The 15,215-nt window shown below is 43.8% G+C and carries 16 protein-coding genes; 11 read left to right on the top strand and 5 right to left on the bottom strand.

From position 1 onward, the window contains the following. The first annotated feature begins 5 nt into the window (after positions 1-5). From ACZ444_RS10315 to ACZ444_RS10305, 3 genes are all read left to right on the top strand, one after another. Positions 6-467 carry a hypothetical protein gene (locus ACZ444_RS10315; protein ID WP_382357666.1) on the top strand — a complete coding sequence of 154 codons (462 nt, stop codon included), beginning with the start codon at positions 6-8 and terminating at the stop codon, positions 465-467. A gap of 27 nt (positions 468-494) precedes the next feature. Then, positions 495-1,373, top strand: coding sequence for a 2-hydroxy-3-oxopropionate reductase (garR, locus tag ACZ444_RS10310; RefSeq protein WP_382357665.1), 879 nt, complete (start codon positions 495-497; stop codon positions 1,371-1,373). Between the two features lie 130 nt (positions 1,374-1,503). Continuing rightward, positions 1,504-2,499 carry an LLM class flavin-dependent oxidoreductase gene (locus tag ACZ444_RS10305; RefSeq protein ID WP_382357664.1) on the top strand — a complete coding sequence of 332 codons (996 nt, stop codon included), beginning with the start codon at positions 1,504-1,506 and terminating at the stop codon, positions 2,497-2,499. A gap of 53 nt (positions 2,500-2,552) precedes the next feature. On the opposite strand, the gene guaC is transcribed toward ACZ444_RS10305, so the two are convergent. After that, the gene (gene guaC / locus ACZ444_RS10300) at positions 2,553-3,536 is read right to left on the bottom strand and encodes a GMP reductase (protein ID WP_382357663.1); all 984 of its coding nucleotides are present in this window, start codon (positions 3,534-3,536) and stop codon (positions 2,553-2,555) included. 76 nt (positions 3,537-3,612) lie between these two features. Here guaC and ACZ444_RS10295 point away from each other — a divergent pair, with 76 nt between their 5' ends. After that, the gene (locus tag ACZ444_RS10295; RefSeq protein ID WP_382357662.1) at positions 3,613-3,948 is read left to right on the top strand and encodes an aminotransferase class III-fold pyridoxal phosphate-dependent enzyme; all 336 of its coding nucleotides are present in this window, start codon (positions 3,613-3,615) and stop codon (positions 3,946-3,948) included. An 83-nt stretch (positions 3,949-4,031) separates the two neighbouring features. On the opposite strand, the gene ACZ444_RS10290 is transcribed toward ACZ444_RS10295, so the two are convergent. The 3 genes from ACZ444_RS10290 to ACZ444_RS10280 all read right to left on the bottom strand — a co-directional run bounded on the left by ACZ444_RS10290 (position 4,032) and on the right by ACZ444_RS10280 (position 7,926). After that, positions 4,032-5,804 (bottom strand): cation:proton antiporter, encoded by a 1,773-nt coding sequence (locus tag ACZ444_RS10290; RefSeq protein WP_449280297.1) that lies wholly within the window; start codon positions 5,802-5,804, stop codon positions 4,032-4,034. A 154-nt stretch (positions 5,805-5,958) separates the two neighbouring features. Further along, positions 5,959-6,729 carry a succinate dehydrogenase iron-sulfur subunit gene (sdhB, locus tag ACZ444_RS10285; RefSeq protein WP_382357660.1) on the bottom strand — a complete coding sequence of 257 codons (771 nt, stop codon included), beginning with the start codon at positions 6,727-6,729 and terminating at the stop codon, positions 5,959-5,961. 147 nt (positions 6,730-6,876) lie between these two features. Beyond that, positions 6,877-7,926 carry a C45 family autoproteolytic acyltransferase/hydolase gene (locus tag ACZ444_RS10280; RefSeq protein WP_382357659.1) on the bottom strand — a complete coding sequence of 350 codons (1,050 nt, stop codon included), beginning with the start codon at positions 7,924-7,926 and terminating at the stop codon, positions 6,877-6,879. A 187-nt stretch (positions 7,927-8,113) separates the two neighbouring features. Here ACZ444_RS10280 and ACZ444_RS10275 point away from each other — a divergent pair, with 187 nt between their 5' ends. After that, a complete protein-coding gene (locus tag ACZ444_RS10275; RefSeq protein WP_382357658.1) occupies positions 8,114-9,598 on the top strand; it encodes a BCCT family transporter in 1,485 nt (494 codons plus the stop codon). Between the two features lie 65 nt (positions 9,599-9,663). On the opposite strand, the gene ACZ444_RS10270 is transcribed toward ACZ444_RS10275, so the two are convergent. Continuing rightward, entirely contained in the window at positions 9,664-11,250 is a 1,587-nt protein-coding gene (locus ACZ444_RS10270) for a peptide chain release factor 3 (protein ID WP_382357657.1), read from the bottom strand. 411 nt (positions 11,251-11,661) lie between these two features. On the opposite strand from ACZ444_RS10270, the gene ACZ444_RS10265 reads away from it, so the two are divergent. The 6 genes from ACZ444_RS10265 to ACZ444_RS10240 all read left to right on the top strand — a co-directional run bounded on the left by ACZ444_RS10265 (position 11,662) and on the right by ACZ444_RS10240 (position 15,169). Next, a complete protein-coding gene (locus tag ACZ444_RS10265) occupies positions 11,662-11,922 on the top strand; it encodes a metal-sensitive transcriptional regulator (RefSeq protein WP_382357656.1) in 261 nt (86 codons plus the stop codon). Between the two features lie 216 nt (positions 11,923-12,138). Then, positions 12,139-12,438 (top strand): rhodanese-like domain-containing protein, encoded by a 300-nt coding sequence (locus tag ACZ444_RS10260; RefSeq protein WP_382357655.1) that lies wholly within the window; start codon positions 12,139-12,141, stop codon positions 12,436-12,438. A 62-nt stretch (positions 12,439-12,500) separates the two neighbouring features. Continuing rightward, positions 12,501-12,902 (top strand): DsrE/DsrF/DrsH-like family protein, encoded by a 402-nt coding sequence (locus ACZ444_RS10255; RefSeq protein WP_382357654.1) that lies wholly within the window; start codon positions 12,501-12,503, stop codon positions 12,900-12,902. 18 nt (positions 12,903-12,920) lie between these two features. Further along, on the top strand, positions 12,921-14,045 hold the full coding sequence (locus ACZ444_RS10250) for an MBL fold metallo-hydrolase (protein WP_382357653.1): 1,125 nt from the start codon (positions 12,921-12,923) through the stop codon (positions 14,043-14,045). 39 nt (positions 14,046-14,084) lie between these two features. Further along, on the top strand, positions 14,085-14,312 hold the full coding sequence (locus tag ACZ444_RS10245; protein ID WP_382357652.1) for a sulfurtransferase TusA family protein: 228 nt from the start codon (positions 14,085-14,087) through the stop codon (positions 14,310-14,312). A gap of 275 nt (positions 14,313-14,587) precedes the next feature. After that, positions 14,588-15,169 carry a class I SAM-dependent methyltransferase gene (locus tag ACZ444_RS10240; RefSeq protein ID WP_382357651.1) on the top strand — a complete coding sequence of 194 codons (582 nt, stop codon included), beginning with the start codon at positions 14,588-14,590 and terminating at the stop codon, positions 15,167-15,169. Positions 15,170-15,215: the final 46 nt, after the last annotated feature.

Below are 15,215 nucleotides of genomic sequence, written 5' to 3'. Positions count from 1 at the left end.
ACGTCATGAACTACCCATTATATTTTGCCGGGGAATCTGATCGGTGGCAGCACGGTGGTGCGGCTTTTATAGGCTTGGATCGTAACGAAAACTGTAACACGTACAGCACCAAATATCTGGTAACAGAGGAACAATTCAAAGACGTCGTGGAACAGGAAAATGACGGTTTGGATCTGGCGGTCAATTTTGATGCTATTATTAAAGACGGGTCGAAAACCCTGCGTGATTCATGGTATGGGACGATTCTTTACTTAGGTGAGGAAGATGGCTATCCCATATTCACATTTACATCAGGACGCGATTTAGATGTTTCAGTTAATGCACCGTCAGATGCGTATTTAAGTATGATTATTCAAGGCTTAGAAACAACAGTCGATCTTGCCGATTCAGACATTTTGGATTATCTGCGGACAAAGCCGGGGATTGACGGCCGTTACAGTCAAAAGGAACTTGAGGAACTGCTTTGATCAGAATGTGAAGGGGAGGAAACTGCTATGAAAATTGGTTTTATTGGTCTGGGGATTATGGGAAAGCCCATGAGTAAAAATCTATTGAAAGCTGGCTACGAATTGGTTGTTTCCAGCAGTAAGTCAGGAACAAATCAGGAATTGCAAGAACTTGGAGCACACGTGGTGCCTGATTATGAAACGTTAGCGTCCAAATCGGAGACGATTATTACCATGCTGCCAAATTCACCTGAAGTGCGTGACGTTATTTTAGGTGAAGAAGGTCTGATACATAGCATAAAGCCGGGGAGTGCTGTGATCGATATGAGTTCGATTGCCCCTATCGCCAGCCGAGAAATTGGGGCAGAACTGGCAGATAAGAATATCGGTTTTATCGATGCGCCAGTAAGTGGAGGTGAGCCTAAAGCCATTGATGGCACTATTTCGGTCATGGCAGGGGGTAACGAGGATGTTTTCGATCAATGTGTGCCTGTTATGGAAGCTATGGCCGCTTCTGTTACCAGAACAGGTGATGTAGGTTCAGGCAACTCAACTAAACTTGCTAATCAAATCATTGTTGCTCTGAATATCTCGGCCATATCGGAGGCATTTGTGCTGACGGAGAAGCTGGGTGTTGATAATCAAGCAGTTTACAATGCCATCCGAGGCGGCCTTGCCGGCAGTACGGCTTTAGATGCTAAAGCACCAAAAATGCTGGAAGGCAATTTTGATCCCGGCTTCAAAATTGATCTGCACTTAAAAGATTTGAATAATGTGATGGAGACAGCGACAAATCTTGGTGTACCGCTGCCATTAACAGCTTCGGTCAGGGAAACGCTGAAGGCACTGACAGCTGATGATCTTGGTGAAGAAGATCATGCGGCGATTGTGAAATATTATGAAAAACTGGCCAATATAAATGTTTGAAGCGCAGTTACATGGGTATGATTGTTCTGTTTAATGATTCAAACAGATGTGAAGCAAATGCTTTTAGTGTGGGTATCTTTTCTGTCATGCTGAATATACAAGCGGGAAAGGCGAAAGGAGATTATTTAGCATGAAATTGAGTGTTTTGGATCAGGCACCAATATCACGGGATTCTACACCAGAAGAGGCATTGAATAACACCTTAAAGTTGGCGGCTGAAACAGAAAAACTGGGTTATACGCGCTATTGGGTAGCTGAACATCACAATACGAACGGTCTCGCAAGTGTCTCACCGGAAATTTTGCTGACACGGATTGCTTCTTATACGAATACAATTCGCGTTGGTTCTGGCGGGGTGCTTCTGCCGCAATACAGCCCTTATAAAGTTTCGGAGAATTTTAAAATGATCGAGGGCTTGTTTCCAGATCGGATTGATTTAGGAATAGGCCGTTCACCAGGCGGTTCACAGGATACACGGATGGCTTTGACTGATGGTGAGGCTAAAGATATGTCTGAATTTCCTCGTCAATTGCAGGATCTGCAGGGTTTTTTGCATAATACACTGCCCAAAGATCACCGTTACCGTCTGGTTAAAGCATCTCCAAGAACAAATAGCGTCCCGCCGATGTGGGTGCTTGGATTATCGGAACGGGGTGCGCAAAACGCTGCGGAAATCGGAGCTGGATTTGTCTTCGGTCATTTTATTAACCCGGACCATGGGGAGGAAGCATTGCAAACATACAGACAAGCATTCAAGCCGTCAGAAAATATAGCCCGGCCGACAAGTGCCGTCTGCATTTTTGTCGTGTGTGCCGATACAGAAGAAGCGGCGGAAGAGCTGGCTCTTAGTCAAGATAAATGGCTGTTGAATGTTGGCAAAGGGGCCGATACGAAGGTGCCATCTATTGAGGAAGTCAAAAAGCGAACATTCCGGCAGGAAGAACTGCAAGAGATGCAAAAAAATCGCAGACGTTGTGTCATTGGAACGCCAGATCAGGTGAAAATGGAGCTGGAGCGGCTGAGTGATATTTATCAAACTGATGAATTCATGATTATCACGAATATTTATGATTTTTCAGCTAAAGTACATTCCTACCGGTTATTAGCGGAAGCATTTGATCTCTAAAACCATGATCAGGTGTGAACCTGACCATGGTAATTCATGTGTCTTTTTGGATTTTAATAGGCGCTATCGCCATTAAATATTGAGTTTTTAACAACCACATAATCAACATACCGAATGGCTTGCAATTCTTTTCCGCCGGCATAGGAGATAGCAGATTGGAGGTCCTGCTGCATTTCGGATAATGTATCCTCCAGTGAGCCTTTGTGCTCGACATACATCTTCTTGCCTTCTACGTTTTTCTTCTCGCCTTTTTGAAATTCAGATGCTGACCCAAAGTATGCTTTGTACCGTTTGCCCTCCTGCTCAATGGTTTTCCCCGGTGATTCTTCATGACCAGCAAATAAAGAGCCGATCATCACCATTGAGGCTCCAAGGCGAATAGATTTGGGAATATCGCCATGTGTCCGGATGCCTCCATCGGCAATAATGGGTTTGCTCGCCGCTTTAGCACACCATTTGAGGGCGGCCAGCTGCCAGCCGCCGGTTCCAAAGCCTGTTTTTGTCTTTGTAATACACACTTTGCCTGGTCCAATCCCGACTTTTGTCGCATCAGCTCCTGCATGTTCCAGTTCCCGCACTGCTTCCGGCGTTCCCACATTTCCTGCAATAACAAAACTGTCAGGCAACAAGTGTTTGATATGCTGAATCATATTTATGACACCATCGGAATGGCCATGAGCGATATCAATTGTTATAAATGCAGGCGTAAGTCCGGTATCGGCCAATTCACGGACAAACTGGTATTCTTCTTTTTTGATGCCAACACTGATTGATGCTATAAGCCCTTGCTGATGCATATCACGAATAAAGTTAGTTCGTGTTTCTGGTTCAAAACGGTGCATGACATAAAAATAGCCATTCTCTGCCAAAAGTTTAGCGACATTTTCATCAATTATCGTTTGCATGTTAGCCGGAACGACAGGCAGATTGAAGGTATAGCCGCCAAACGTCATCGTGGTGTCGCATTCGGAGCGACTGCTGACAATACATTTAGCCGGTATTAATTGAACGTCTTCATAATCAAATACACTTTCCATCGATACACCCCTAAAAACGAATGATTATTTTATTTAATATTTAAATGTTCGTCTATTGCTAATCTACAAGACTTTCATGACATTGTCAATCGACAGCCAATATAAATATGACAGAATTATGTATAAATATACAACGGGAACGTACTTATATAAACGTCTGCATCACGTCATTGGGAGACTGCCTGTTGTGTCAGCAATTCGCGGGAAAGGCCTCATGATTGGCATTAGATGTACAGAAGATATAGATGATAAGGTCAGCTCATTAATGGCTAAAGGATTGCTTGTATTAAAGGCTGGACCCAGAGTCATTCGTCATCTGCGACCACTTATTGTAAGTGAACAGGAAATTGATATGGCGGTTCAATTGATAAGTGATGTATTGACTGAGGAAGAAGCTGATACAATCTGCTAGGAGGCTGGTGAGTCGCCTCGTGTCGCCGGACGCCGGGGTATCACCTATGGCTGTCATCCCACAGGAATCCTCTAGTCTTATCGTTAATCGTTTTCTGTTATTAGGAATACAGCTTGATCACCCTGTTCTATCTGCAAGTTACGGGTGCTTGCTGTAATAAAGGTAACGCCCGCATTCTTTTTGCGGATAAACAATAACAGACCGTTTTCTTTTTCCGCAAACTGTTGTTTCTTAACTGTCTGTTTTTCTTCCATCGTTATCGTTTTAAGCGAATAATCCGCGGCAAGTTTTTCATTCAATGCAGACAGAGTCATACCCTCATCAAATAGTATATGCCCTTTGATAGCCGGGGAAATATCGCGGTTCATCTTATCTGCTGGCAGCACAAATGTATTGTGATAACCGAATTCCGGGGCGAATGATTGGCCTATAAGTGCGTTATAGGCAGAATCATCTGTCATGATCAGGATATTATCATACGGTGCCAGATCAATTTCCATCCGGGTATGCTCATAGAGAATATCACCATTGAAGACGTCGATCCCCTTGTTATTCTGGGCAGGTATTAACCTGTCTAAAACACTGTCTGCGAGCAGAACAGGTATATCGCTTGATTGTAAATAGTCAGCTAAAACGGTAGCTGTACCGCCTTCTTCTGTGCTGGCAAGATTAAGTTTTTTCGCTAAGGGCGCCAGTGTGAAACCATGGACGCAGACAGTAATAAATACCAGGGCAAACGTCAGGGTCATCAAAATGGAAGCATCCGTAAAGCCGTCCTGCTGCAGGATACCAGCAAAATAACCAGCTACAGTCAGGGCCACAATACCGCGCGGTGCGATCCAGCTAATTAATGTTTTCTCATTTGTTTTCAGCTCTGTGCCAATCGTTGCAATCCAGATCGACAGCGGCCGGACAAGAAATAACATCACAAGAACAAAGCCGAGAATAGGCAGTGTGAACATGTCCATAATGGTTTCTCTTGTCAGCGACGCGGTTAGTAGCACAAACACTGTTGATGTTAAAATAACAGAAATGTTTTCAGCGAAATGGGTCACATTAGCAATTGACGCGATATATTTTTTCGTTACGGCTACAGTCAGCCCCATAACCGTAACGGCAAGCATGCCTGTCTCCTGCATGATGAGCTCACCAAGACTGAAGCAGAGCAAGACAAATGACATGATGATCGGCGATTTGAGAAATTCCGGAAAGAGCCCCTTATTGGCCATATGACTGGTTAACAAGCCGATGACCAGTCCAATAATAATGGCCAGCAAGGCACCGCCAAAGAAATTTAGCAAGTAACTCCCCTGAATTTGCTCATTCGTGACAACTTTTAAAATCTGGTAAGCCAAAAGCGCGATTAACGGGCCTGCGGGATCAATTATGGTTCCTTCCCATTTTAGAATGGTTGCGACTCTTTGTTTTAATTTGGCTTGCCGCAGAAGCGGTATGATGACGGTCGGACCGGTAACGATAAACAAGCCGCCAATGACAAAAGCAACCGGCATGCTTAAACCAGCTATGTAGTGTGCGGCTAAAGATCCTCCTACCCAAGCAAGCAATGCGCCAAGCGTGACTACGCGAAAAACGGATTTAGAAATATCTTTTATTTCCCGAAAGTTCAGACTTGAGCTTCCTTCAAATAGGATAACAGCGACTGCCAGTGATATCAGCGGATTATATAATTCACCTAACGCTGCTTCCGGATTAATTAATTGAAGTACCGGGCCAATCAAAAGCCCGACAACTGACATAATGACAATCGATGGCCACTGAATCCGCCAGGCCAGCCATTGGGAGAAAGTGCCGAGTACAATAATAATGACGATACTGAGTAATACGGCTTCCTGCAACTGTTTCACCTTCTTAAACGGTCCTGTAGAATATCTAATAGTGTAATACGAATACTGTATTATGCAGTGTAAGATTATGGCAATTTTAGGATGGCACTGGATCGTTTGAAATGGTGCAATAAAAAATAAGCAGCCTCCTCAGCTGAAGGCTGCTTTAATAATTATCACTGCCAAAGAAATTTTTAAACGACTGCAGTGAAGCTTCGCGGTTAACAGCTGCAATTGAAGTCGTGATCGGAATACCTTTCGGGCACACCTGCACACAGTTCTGTGAATTGCTGCAACCCTGGAGCCCGCCATCCTCCATAAATGCATTAATTCGCTCATCACTGTTCATCTCACCAGTTGGATGGGCATTTTTTAAGCGTACCTGAGAAAAAACAAATGGTCCCATAAAATCACTTTTATCATTAACGTTTGGGCATGCCTCCTGGCAGACACCGCATGTGAAACATTTCGAAAGCTCATAGGCCATAAGACGCTTGTCCTCACTCATACGCGGACCGGCACCGAGATCGTAAGTGCCATCAATTGGTATCCAGGCCTTCACTTGTTTCAGCGAGTCGAACATGCTGTCCCGGTCTATAATTAAGTCTCGGACAACCGGGAATGTGTACATAGGATGAATGCGGATTGGCTGTTCCAGTTCATCAACCAGTGTGGAACAAGCCTGGCGCGGGACATCATTAATCACCATCGAGCAAATCCCGCATACCTCTTCCAGACAGCTCATGTCCCATTGAACGGGCGTTGTTTTTTCACCCGCTTTATTGGTCGGGTTTTCCCGAATAGACATAAGTGCCGATATAATATTCATGTTCGGGGTATAAGGGACTGAGAAGGTTTCTGTATATGACCCTGAATCGGGGTCGGACTGTCGTTCAATAATGAGTTCGACGGTTTTTTGATCGGTTGCCGTTGGCATAACACAACTCCTTTCTGGCGATAACGGCTGTTTTATACAAACTGTATTGGCTAGTATGACAGGATTATTGGACTTATATACACGTCTCAGTCAAATGCCTGGCTGGTTTGTCAGTCAGACTGTCTATAGATATGGTTAACGAAGGCGTTATATCAGTGCTTTATTGATAAACGGATCTGAATAATTGATTTCCCCTTTAATGCGTTTAATAGGGGTGTCGTTGCCTTTGAGCCAGCTGTCAAAGTCAAAAACAACCGGCATTCGGTCCGGCCCGATAGCAAACCATGCTTTCATTTCGTTCGGAAGGTAGGCTGCTGTATGGAGCGTTCCGGCTGCTGCATCATATTTTTCAGAGAAGACTCCTTGGTCCAAATCGTTCATCACCCGGAAAGCGTCATAAGGATTGGTTGTATAGCGCTGCTGATCCTGAATGGTTTGTTCCCGCTGGCGCGACTCTTCCTGCCGGTAGCGGTTTTCATCGTCCAGTAAATGGAAGTGGTTGGTGCAGACATTTGCAGGACGTGCCACCACTTCTCGTGGTGTAGCTTCCACAACGTATGACTCGCCACTTCGGTCTAATAAAACGTAGCTGAATGAATGCCGGTGTGGAATGGCTTTTAGCAGGCTGATCGCCTCATCGACAGTGGAACACGTTTCCAGAATCATTCGCCCAATCATGTTGCACAGAAAACCGTCACCGGCTTGTTTGCGATGGGTGAAATTGTAACCCATTACGAGTCCCTTTTCATTCATCCCATCGATACGGCCGGTGATTTGCATGGATGGTCCGATAACGGCATAACCTTGATCGGTGGGCTGATAAAGTAAAAAACGTCCCTCGTAAGATATAGGATGGCTGTCATAATTGCGGATCATGTATTCTGGCTGGGTGAATATGGAACAGCCGCTCCGCCCGTATTCGAGATAATAGCCGCCGAAAAGTCTGATTGCCTCATCCATCTTCATATTAAGGGAAGCGGCCAGACCGCGGATTTCGTCCCAGACCCCCGGTGCAAATGCTATAAGCGATTGTTTGACTTCTTCTGGATTAATTAAAAAATGCCGGTCTTTTTTGGGCTCCCATTGTTTTTGACGGTTAGGGAGAATAGGGGAGTTTTTCAGCTGTTCACCCTGGCTATAACCAAAATCAAAATGGGTCCCTCTGTATTGGAAAACGTCACTGTAGACGTGGTTCATAAATGTCAGTCCTCTTTCATATGCAAACTAATCTTAGTGTATGCCATGTCACCACGAAAGCAAATCATCTTGCTTACAGAAGTACGATGACCTGATCTTGATCATCAATCATTGTATAGAATCGTCATTCAGCGAAAAACTAATGATTGCATGAAAGCCGTATTACTAAACAGGAAGGTTGGGTCATATGAAAAAGGTAACCATTGTCTTTTGGGTGACACTGGCCATCACACTCGGATTATCTGTAATTGGCGTTATCTGGCCTGATCCGTTTGAACAAATATCTGGTCAGATTATGGACTTCTTTTCGGCCAAGTTTGGCTGGTTTTACTTAATTATGGTCACATTATTTCTTTTATTTTGCTTGTACCTTGTGGTTAGCCCGTATGGTAAAATCAGGCTGGGAAAGCCAGGTGAAAAACCAGAGTTCAGCTACCCATCATGGATAGCCATGTTATTTAGTGCTGGTATGGGCATTGGCCTCGTCTTTTATGGCGTGTCTTCACCTGTGGGTCATTATATAAACACGCCGCCGACAGCAGATCCTGGTACAACAGAGGCATTAGAAGAATCTCTGAGAGTAACTTTCTTTCACTATGGCATTCATGCTTGGGCGATTTACGCAGTGATTGCGCTCATTCTGGCTTACTTTATGTTTCGTCATGAAAAGCCAGGGCTTGTCAGTGCTTCATTGGAGTCTCTTTTTGGCGAGCGGATGAAAGGTGCCTGGGGTAAGGTTGTAGATGTTATAGCTGTATTTGCTACGATTGTTGGTGTAGCTACGACGCTGGGTTTTGGCGCTACACAGATTAATGGCGGTTTCGCTTATTTGTTTGACATGCCGATTGCGTTTTGGGTCCAGCTGATTATCATTCTAATTGTGACCGTTTTATTTATGATTTCAACATATACAGGTCTCAGTAAAGGCATTCAGTATCTGAGCAATGCCAATATGGGGCTGGGCGGTCTTTTGATGCTGGCAACATTGATCCTTGGACCAACGTTGTATATTATGAATTCCTTAATTGATACAATTGGTTCCTATATACAGCAATTGCCATCCGAAAGTTTCCGTCTGGCACCTAATGATGAATCGGAACGGAAATGGGTGATGGATTGGACGGTGTTCTTTTGGTCCTGGTGGATTGCCTGGTCACCGTTTGTTGGCATATTTATCGCTCGTGTATCAAAAGGGCGCACGATAAGAGAATTTTTAGCCAGTGTGATTATTGTTCCGACTGTGGTAGGCTTTTTATGGTTTGCAACATTTGGCATGTCGGGCATTAATGCGCAAAATAATGGTGCAGACATAGCTGAACTTCCTCAAGAACAGGCCTTGTTTGCCATGTTTGATCAGTTGCCGTTTGGAATTATTTTGTCGATTCTCGGTCTTCTGCTGATCAGCACATTTTTCATTACGTCTGCTGACTCGGCAACATTTGTCCTCAGCATGCAGACAACGAACGGATCCATGTCACCGCCAACGACGGTAAAATTCGTATGGGGGCTGGCACAATCAACCATTGCTGCAGTTCTGTTGTATACAGGCGGGCTCCAGGCGTTGCAAAATGCTTTAATTTCCGCAGCTCTGCCATTCTCGATTATTATATTTCTCATGATTATGTCGTTTTATAAAGCTATAAAAAAGGATAAGGACAAAAATTGGTCATGATAGAAAAACGATAAAAACACACTGAATTTCAGTACTGAAATTCAGTGTGTTTTTTCTGTCAGGTATTAAGAAGTCTGATCATACTGATTGACATCAAACAGGTCAATCAGTTCAATATCGGGATGATTCTCCTTGAACCAGTTTAAGGAGAACTCATTTTTAAACAAGACAACATAATTGCCACTCCGGTCCTGAACCAGCATGTTGCGCTCATCATAAAGAGAGGGATCGACCTGATCCGGTTTGAGCCAGCGCGGGACCCGATCACCAATAGGTTCCAATTCGACTTCTGCATTATACTCATTTTGCATCCTTTGTTTGAATACATCAAATTGCAGTTCACCAACTGCTCCCAGGATATATGATTCGGTACGATGGTGCCTGAATAATTGAATGGCACCTTCCTGAACGAGTTGTTCAATACCCTTTTTAAACTGTTTGGCCTTCATGACGTTTTTGGCCGTCACACGTTGAAATTGTTCTGGCGGGAATTGCGGCAGTTCCTGATACTCAAACGTGTTCTTGCCTTCCAGTAAGGTGTCACCAATCTGATAAGCGTTTGGGTCATAAATGCCGATAATATCACCGGCATAAGCTTCTTCAATGGTATCCCGGGACGAAGCAACGAATTGTTGTGTCTGGGCCAGCCTGACAGGTTTGCCTGTACGGGCCAGGGTTACACGCATTCCACGCTCAAATTTGCCGGAACAGACTCTTAGAAAGGCGACACGGTCACGGTGTGCCGGATCCATGTTGGCCTGGATTTTGAAAATAAATCCGGAAAAATCCGGGTCATCCGGTGAAATGACCCCTTCTGTTGATTTGCGCGGTGCCGGTTCAGGGGCCATAGAAATAAATGTATCAAAAAACGTCTGGACGCCAAATGGAGCGAGCGCACTTCCAAAGAAAACAGGTGTCTGATCACCAGCCATGATAGCATCAAGAGAAAAATCGTCTCCAGCTTCTTCAACCATGGACAATTCTTCCTGCGCTGCCTGATAAGTTGGATCAGAAACTAACGCCTCATGCTCCGTCTTATTCAATTCCTCATAGGGTATATAGCGTTCTTCTCCATTACCGTTAAATTGAATAAATTGGTTGCCGTCCCTGTCAAAAGTGCCAAGGAACCGTTTGCCCATACCGGCGGGCCAATTCATCGGATATGTCTCAATGTTTAACACATCCTCGATTTCTTCGAGCAATTCGAGCGGTTCACGTCCTTCACGGTCCAATTTATTGATAAACGTGAAAATCGGAATGCCGCGCATTTTACATACTTTGAATAATTTAATGGTCTGCGCCTCAATTCCTTTTGTTGCATCAATAATCATAACAACGCTGTCTACAGCGGTCAGCGTCCGGTACGTATCCTCACTGAAATCCTCGTGTCCGGGGGTATCGAGGATATTAACCTGATAACCCTGATACGGAAAATTCATCACACTGGACGTTACAGAAATGCCGCGCTGCTTTTCAATGGCCATCCAGTCTGAGGTTGCAAACTTGCCCGATTTTTTGCCCTTAACCGTACCGGCAGACCGGATAAGATTACCAAACAGAAGCAGCTTTTCCGTCATGGTTGTTTTCCCGGCATCCGGATGCGAAATAATGGCAAATGTTCGCCGTTTACTGGCTTCGTCATTCATCGTCATAAAAAAATCCCTTCCATTATAATTATGTAGGCTGTACGGCTGATGGGGGATTTAGCTACATAAGCTTGATACTCCTTATAATTTGTTTAAACGATCGTCTTATACTCTCAAACGATAGCATGCTGCCGGTGATTCGTCAATCAATCGAAGGCAGTATTAACACTGATTTGCCGGATAATGGATGGCTTAACAACACAAACATGACAAAGCATGCCTGCCCAATTTCAGCACTGTTTTTCATTAATGAAGACATAAAGTCTTGACAATATACCTAAGGGGGTATATTGTAGAAGTAGTTCTTTTGAAAGACAGATTACAGCTGATCATGTGAAGATCATGAATCTGCTGACTAAAAGGAACGATTCTGGCAGACAATCGTGGATAAGACTGCGTAAAGAAGGGTGAATGCAAATGGAGTATGAAGCAGATGTCAAAAATCGGGTGAAGCGAATTGAAGGGCAGGTCAAAGGGCTTCTTAAAATGATGGAGGAAGAACAGGATTGCCGCCAAGTTGTCACACAGATGACGGCCGTGCGCAGTGCGCTTGATCGAACAGTGGCTTTGCTTGTCAGCCAGAATCTGGAGCAGTGTATACGTGAAGAAAAGCAAGACGGTGAAAGTTCTGAGGATCTTGTTAAAGAAGCCGTTAATTTGCTTGTTAAAAGCCGGTAACGGGATCTTTATCCAGCTTCGAAGATTAAATTGACACAAGGTTTAGTCACATAAATGAATGGACTAATCCTTTTATTCCAATTTATATACCCAGCCCCGTATGTTAAGAGAACGGTTGAGCGAACGTTGCCAGATTACAAAAATATTTTTTAGCCTTTAATATACCCCTGCCCGTAGGTGTATGAAAGAGGGTCTGAATCAGGAGGGACATTGAAAATGAAAGAAGTTACCACTCAACAATTGGAGCAGATGGTAAACAGTCATGAACAGGTCAATATCGTTGATGTTCGAGAGAATGAAGAAGTCGCCCAAGGAAAAATCCCAGGAGCCAAGCATATCCCGTTGGGTGACGTTCCAGAACGTCTTGATGAACTTAATCAGAACAACCATTATTATATGATTTGCCGTTCTGGGGGCCGCAGTGCGAAAGCAACCGAACTTCTGGAATCAAACGGTTATGATGCAACCAATATAGATGGTGGCATGCTTGCTTGGAATGGGCGCACAGAAGTGTAACACAAAGCATATTTGAACAAGATGTCTGTTCAATACATTCAAGATAATAGGAGGACATAATCATGGAAAATAACACACGCGTAGCGATTATTGCAGCCAACGGAGGTCTATTTGATGCCTATAAGGTATTTAACATTGCAACAGCAGCAGCTGCGTCTGATAAAGAAGTCGGGATTTTCTTCACATTTGAGGGATTAAATCTGATTCACAAAGAAGCGCATAAAAACTTGCCGTTGCCAGAAGGGAAAGAACATTTTCAGGAAGGCTTCGAAAAAGCGAATGTCCCATCGATACCCGAACTTTTGCAAATGGTACAGGAAATGGGCGTTAAGATGATTGGTTGTCAAATGACAATGGATGTGATGGATCTGGAACAAGATGATTTTGTTGACGGTATTGAAGTTGGCGGCGCAGCCTCATTCATCGAATTTGCCAAAGACGCTGATATTTCCCTGACATTTTAAGGAAAGGAGCTATGCATAATGACTATAACGGCTAAAGACCTGGCAAAACGTGTTATTAATCAGACGAAAACGTTGATTCTGGACGTTCGAAATACGAATGAATTTAACGACTGGAAAATCGAAGGCAATTCAATTGAGATTATGAACGAACCTTATTTTAATCTGCTGGACAGTGTTGAGCCACTTGCAGACAAACTGGATAAACATCAGGAAGTTATCGTTGTTTGTGCGCAGGGCGGTTCCTCAGAGATGATTGCTGACATGATGGAAGACGCGGGATTCACGAATGTTTATAGTTTAGAAGGCGGCATGCAAGCCTGGAGTGAACATATGGAACCCGTTAAAATAGCTGACTTATCAAATGGTGGCCATCTCTATCAGTTTGTTCGTCAGGGCAAAGGATGTTTATCCTATATGGCTATTTCCGGTAATGAGGCGGCTGTTGTTGATGCAGCTCGTATGACAGATGTATATGAACAATTTGCTGAGGATAAAGGCGTTGTCATTAAGCATATCATTGATACACATCTTCATGCCGATCATATTTCCGGTGGTCGTCAACTGGCTGAAAATACAGGTGCAAATTATTATATGCCGCCAAAAGATGCTGAAGACGTTACATTCGATTATCAGCCATTAGAACAAAACCATACGATAACGGTTGGCCAGACAACGATTAACGTACAGCCTGTTTATTCACCAGGTCATACCATTGGCAGTACGTCCCTTATCATTGATGAACAGTATTTGCTCACAGGGGACATTCTATTTATCAAATCCATTGGCCGTCCTGACTTGGCCGGAAAAGCTGAGGATTGGGCAGCTGATCTTCATAAAACACTCTATAAGCGTTATGAAAAGCTGTCTAAGGATTTAGTTGTCTTGCCAGCCCATTACGCATTTATGGAAGAAATGAGCGAGGACGGGAGCATCAGGGCGCGACTTGGTGATTTATACAAGCATAATGATTCGCTTAATGTACCGAATGAACAGGCATTTCGCAAAATGGTGACTGAGAACATGCCGCCGCAACCGAACGAGCATGAAACCATTCGTCAGACTAACATGGGTCAAATGAATCCAAAGGTTGAAGAGCAGCGCGAAATGGAAATTGGCCCAAACCGTTGTGCTGTTCACGGTTAATCGTTTGAGATTCAAATTAATTTGAAGGAGGAAATGATCATGGAAGCAGCAAAAATGTTAGATGCCAAAGGTGTTGCATGCCCAATGCCTGTTGTAAAAACAAAAAAAGCTATCGAAGAGTTGAATTCAGGTGACATTTTGGAGGTTCATGCAACAGATAAAGGTGCAAAAAGTGATCTGACAGCATGGGCTCAGGCAGGCGGTCATGAATTGATTGATCAGACAGAAGAAGATGACGTCCTGAAATTCTGGATTAAAAAAGCCTAAGAGCGTTGACTGGGATATAAATGAAGTGAACAACTTTAAAAACAAGCAAAACTAAGGTATAGCGGAGAAATATACGTAAACGCCACATAGGCATTAGCCATTATGATCGTTGCCTGCATTCGCCCCGCCAATCGGCGCAAATGCAGGCAAACGTGATCAATACAAAATTATTGCAAGCTGTTTTAGCTGTCCTTATACTTGGAACTGTCATTAAGATCTGGTTTGAATTTGTTTGATCAACGAGTCAACATTATAAAATAAGCAGGTGATAAATGATGGAGAATAAACGTTTTGACCCGAAAAATTCCGATAAATTAATGAATCAGGCACGCCGTGATCGATTACAGCCTGAAAAAATAATGCAGCATTTAGATCTAAAAACTGAGGATAACGCGGTTGATTTGGGAGCAGGTCCGGGTTTGTTTACAATCCCCCTTGCTAAGCAAATCAATGGTGAGGTTTATGCTGTCGATGTGGAACCGGCTATGCTGGAGAAACTTAAGACGAACGCCGAACAAGAAGGGGTTCATGGTATTACGTATATAACAAGTGACTTGGAAACGTTGCCGTTATCTGATCAGTCGGTAACCAAGGTTCTTAATACGTTTGTCATTCATGAAGTCGACAGTGCTGAGAATGCCATTCGCGAAATGAATCGCATTTTAGAGCCTGGCGGTATTTTGTTATTAGTCGATTGGGCGAGAATCGAAACGGAATCCGGTCCGCCGCTCGAGCAAAGATTTGAAGCTGATGATATGGCTGAACGCATTCAAAAAAACGGATTTGAAACAGAAGTTATGCGTCCGAATCCGGATGAAAATTTTGCTATTAAGGCGGTTAAAACGGCGTCTTGCTAAGACAAGTAAAAACTAAGCATCCATGGAGCTGAAAATAATGTGTTTT

The organism is Lentibacillus kimchii (genome assembly GCF_055381965.1).
This window is presented reverse-complemented; position numbering and strand designations above follow the sequence as displayed.

What these genes read in the sequence shown, in the direction of transcription:
- ACZ444_RS10315 (WP_382357666.1), top strand. Translation starts at nt 6, where the DNA reads ATGAACTACCCATTATATTTTGCCGGGGAATCTGATCGGTGGCAGCAC.
- garR (WP_382357665.1), top strand. Translation starts at nt 495, where the DNA reads ATGAAAATTGGTTTTATTGGTCTGGGGATTATGGGAAAGCCCATGAGT.
- ACZ444_RS10305 (WP_382357664.1), top strand. Translation starts at nt 1,504, where the DNA reads ATGAAATTGAGTGTTTTGGATCAGGCACCAATATCACGGGATTCTACA.
- guaC (WP_382357663.1), bottom strand. Translation starts at nt 3,536, where the DNA reads ATGGAAAGTGTATTTGATTATGAAGACGTTCAATTAATACCGGCTAAA.
- ACZ444_RS10295 (WP_382357662.1), top strand. Translation starts at nt 3,613, where the DNA reads ATGACATTGTCAATCGACAGCCAATATAAATATGACAGAATTATGTAT.
- sdhB (WP_382357660.1), bottom strand. Translation starts at nt 6,729, where the DNA reads ATGCCAACGGCAACCGATCAAAAAACCGTCGAACTCATTATTGAACGA.
- ACZ444_RS10280 (WP_382357659.1), bottom strand. Translation starts at nt 7,926, where the DNA reads ATGAACCACGTCTACAGTGACGTTTTCCAATACAGAGGGACCCATTTT.
- ACZ444_RS10275 (WP_382357658.1), top strand. Translation starts at nt 8,114, where the DNA reads ATGAAAAAGGTAACCATTGTCTTTTGGGTGACACTGGCCATCACACTC.
- ACZ444_RS10270 (WP_382357657.1), bottom strand. Translation starts at nt 11,250, where the DNA reads ATGACGATGAATGACGAAGCCAGTAAACGGCGAACATTTGCCATTATT.
- ACZ444_RS10265 (WP_382357656.1), top strand. Translation starts at nt 11,662, where the DNA reads ATGGAGTATGAAGCAGATGTCAAAAATCGGGTGAAGCGAATTGAAGGG.
- ACZ444_RS10260 (WP_382357655.1), top strand. Translation starts at nt 12,139, where the DNA reads ATGAAAGAAGTTACCACTCAACAATTGGAGCAGATGGTAAACAGTCAT.
- ACZ444_RS10255 (WP_382357654.1), top strand. Translation starts at nt 12,501, where the DNA reads ATGGAAAATAACACACGCGTAGCGATTATTGCAGCCAACGGAGGTCTA.
- ACZ444_RS10250 (WP_382357653.1), top strand. Translation starts at nt 12,921, where the DNA reads ATGACTATAACGGCTAAAGACCTGGCAAAACGTGTTATTAATCAGACG.
- ACZ444_RS10245 (WP_382357652.1), top strand. Translation starts at nt 14,085, where the DNA reads ATGGAAGCAGCAAAAATGTTAGATGCCAAAGGTGTTGCATGCCCAATG.
- ACZ444_RS10240 (WP_382357651.1), top strand. Translation starts at nt 14,588, where the DNA reads ATGGAGAATAAACGTTTTGACCCGAAAAATTCCGATAAATTAATGAAT.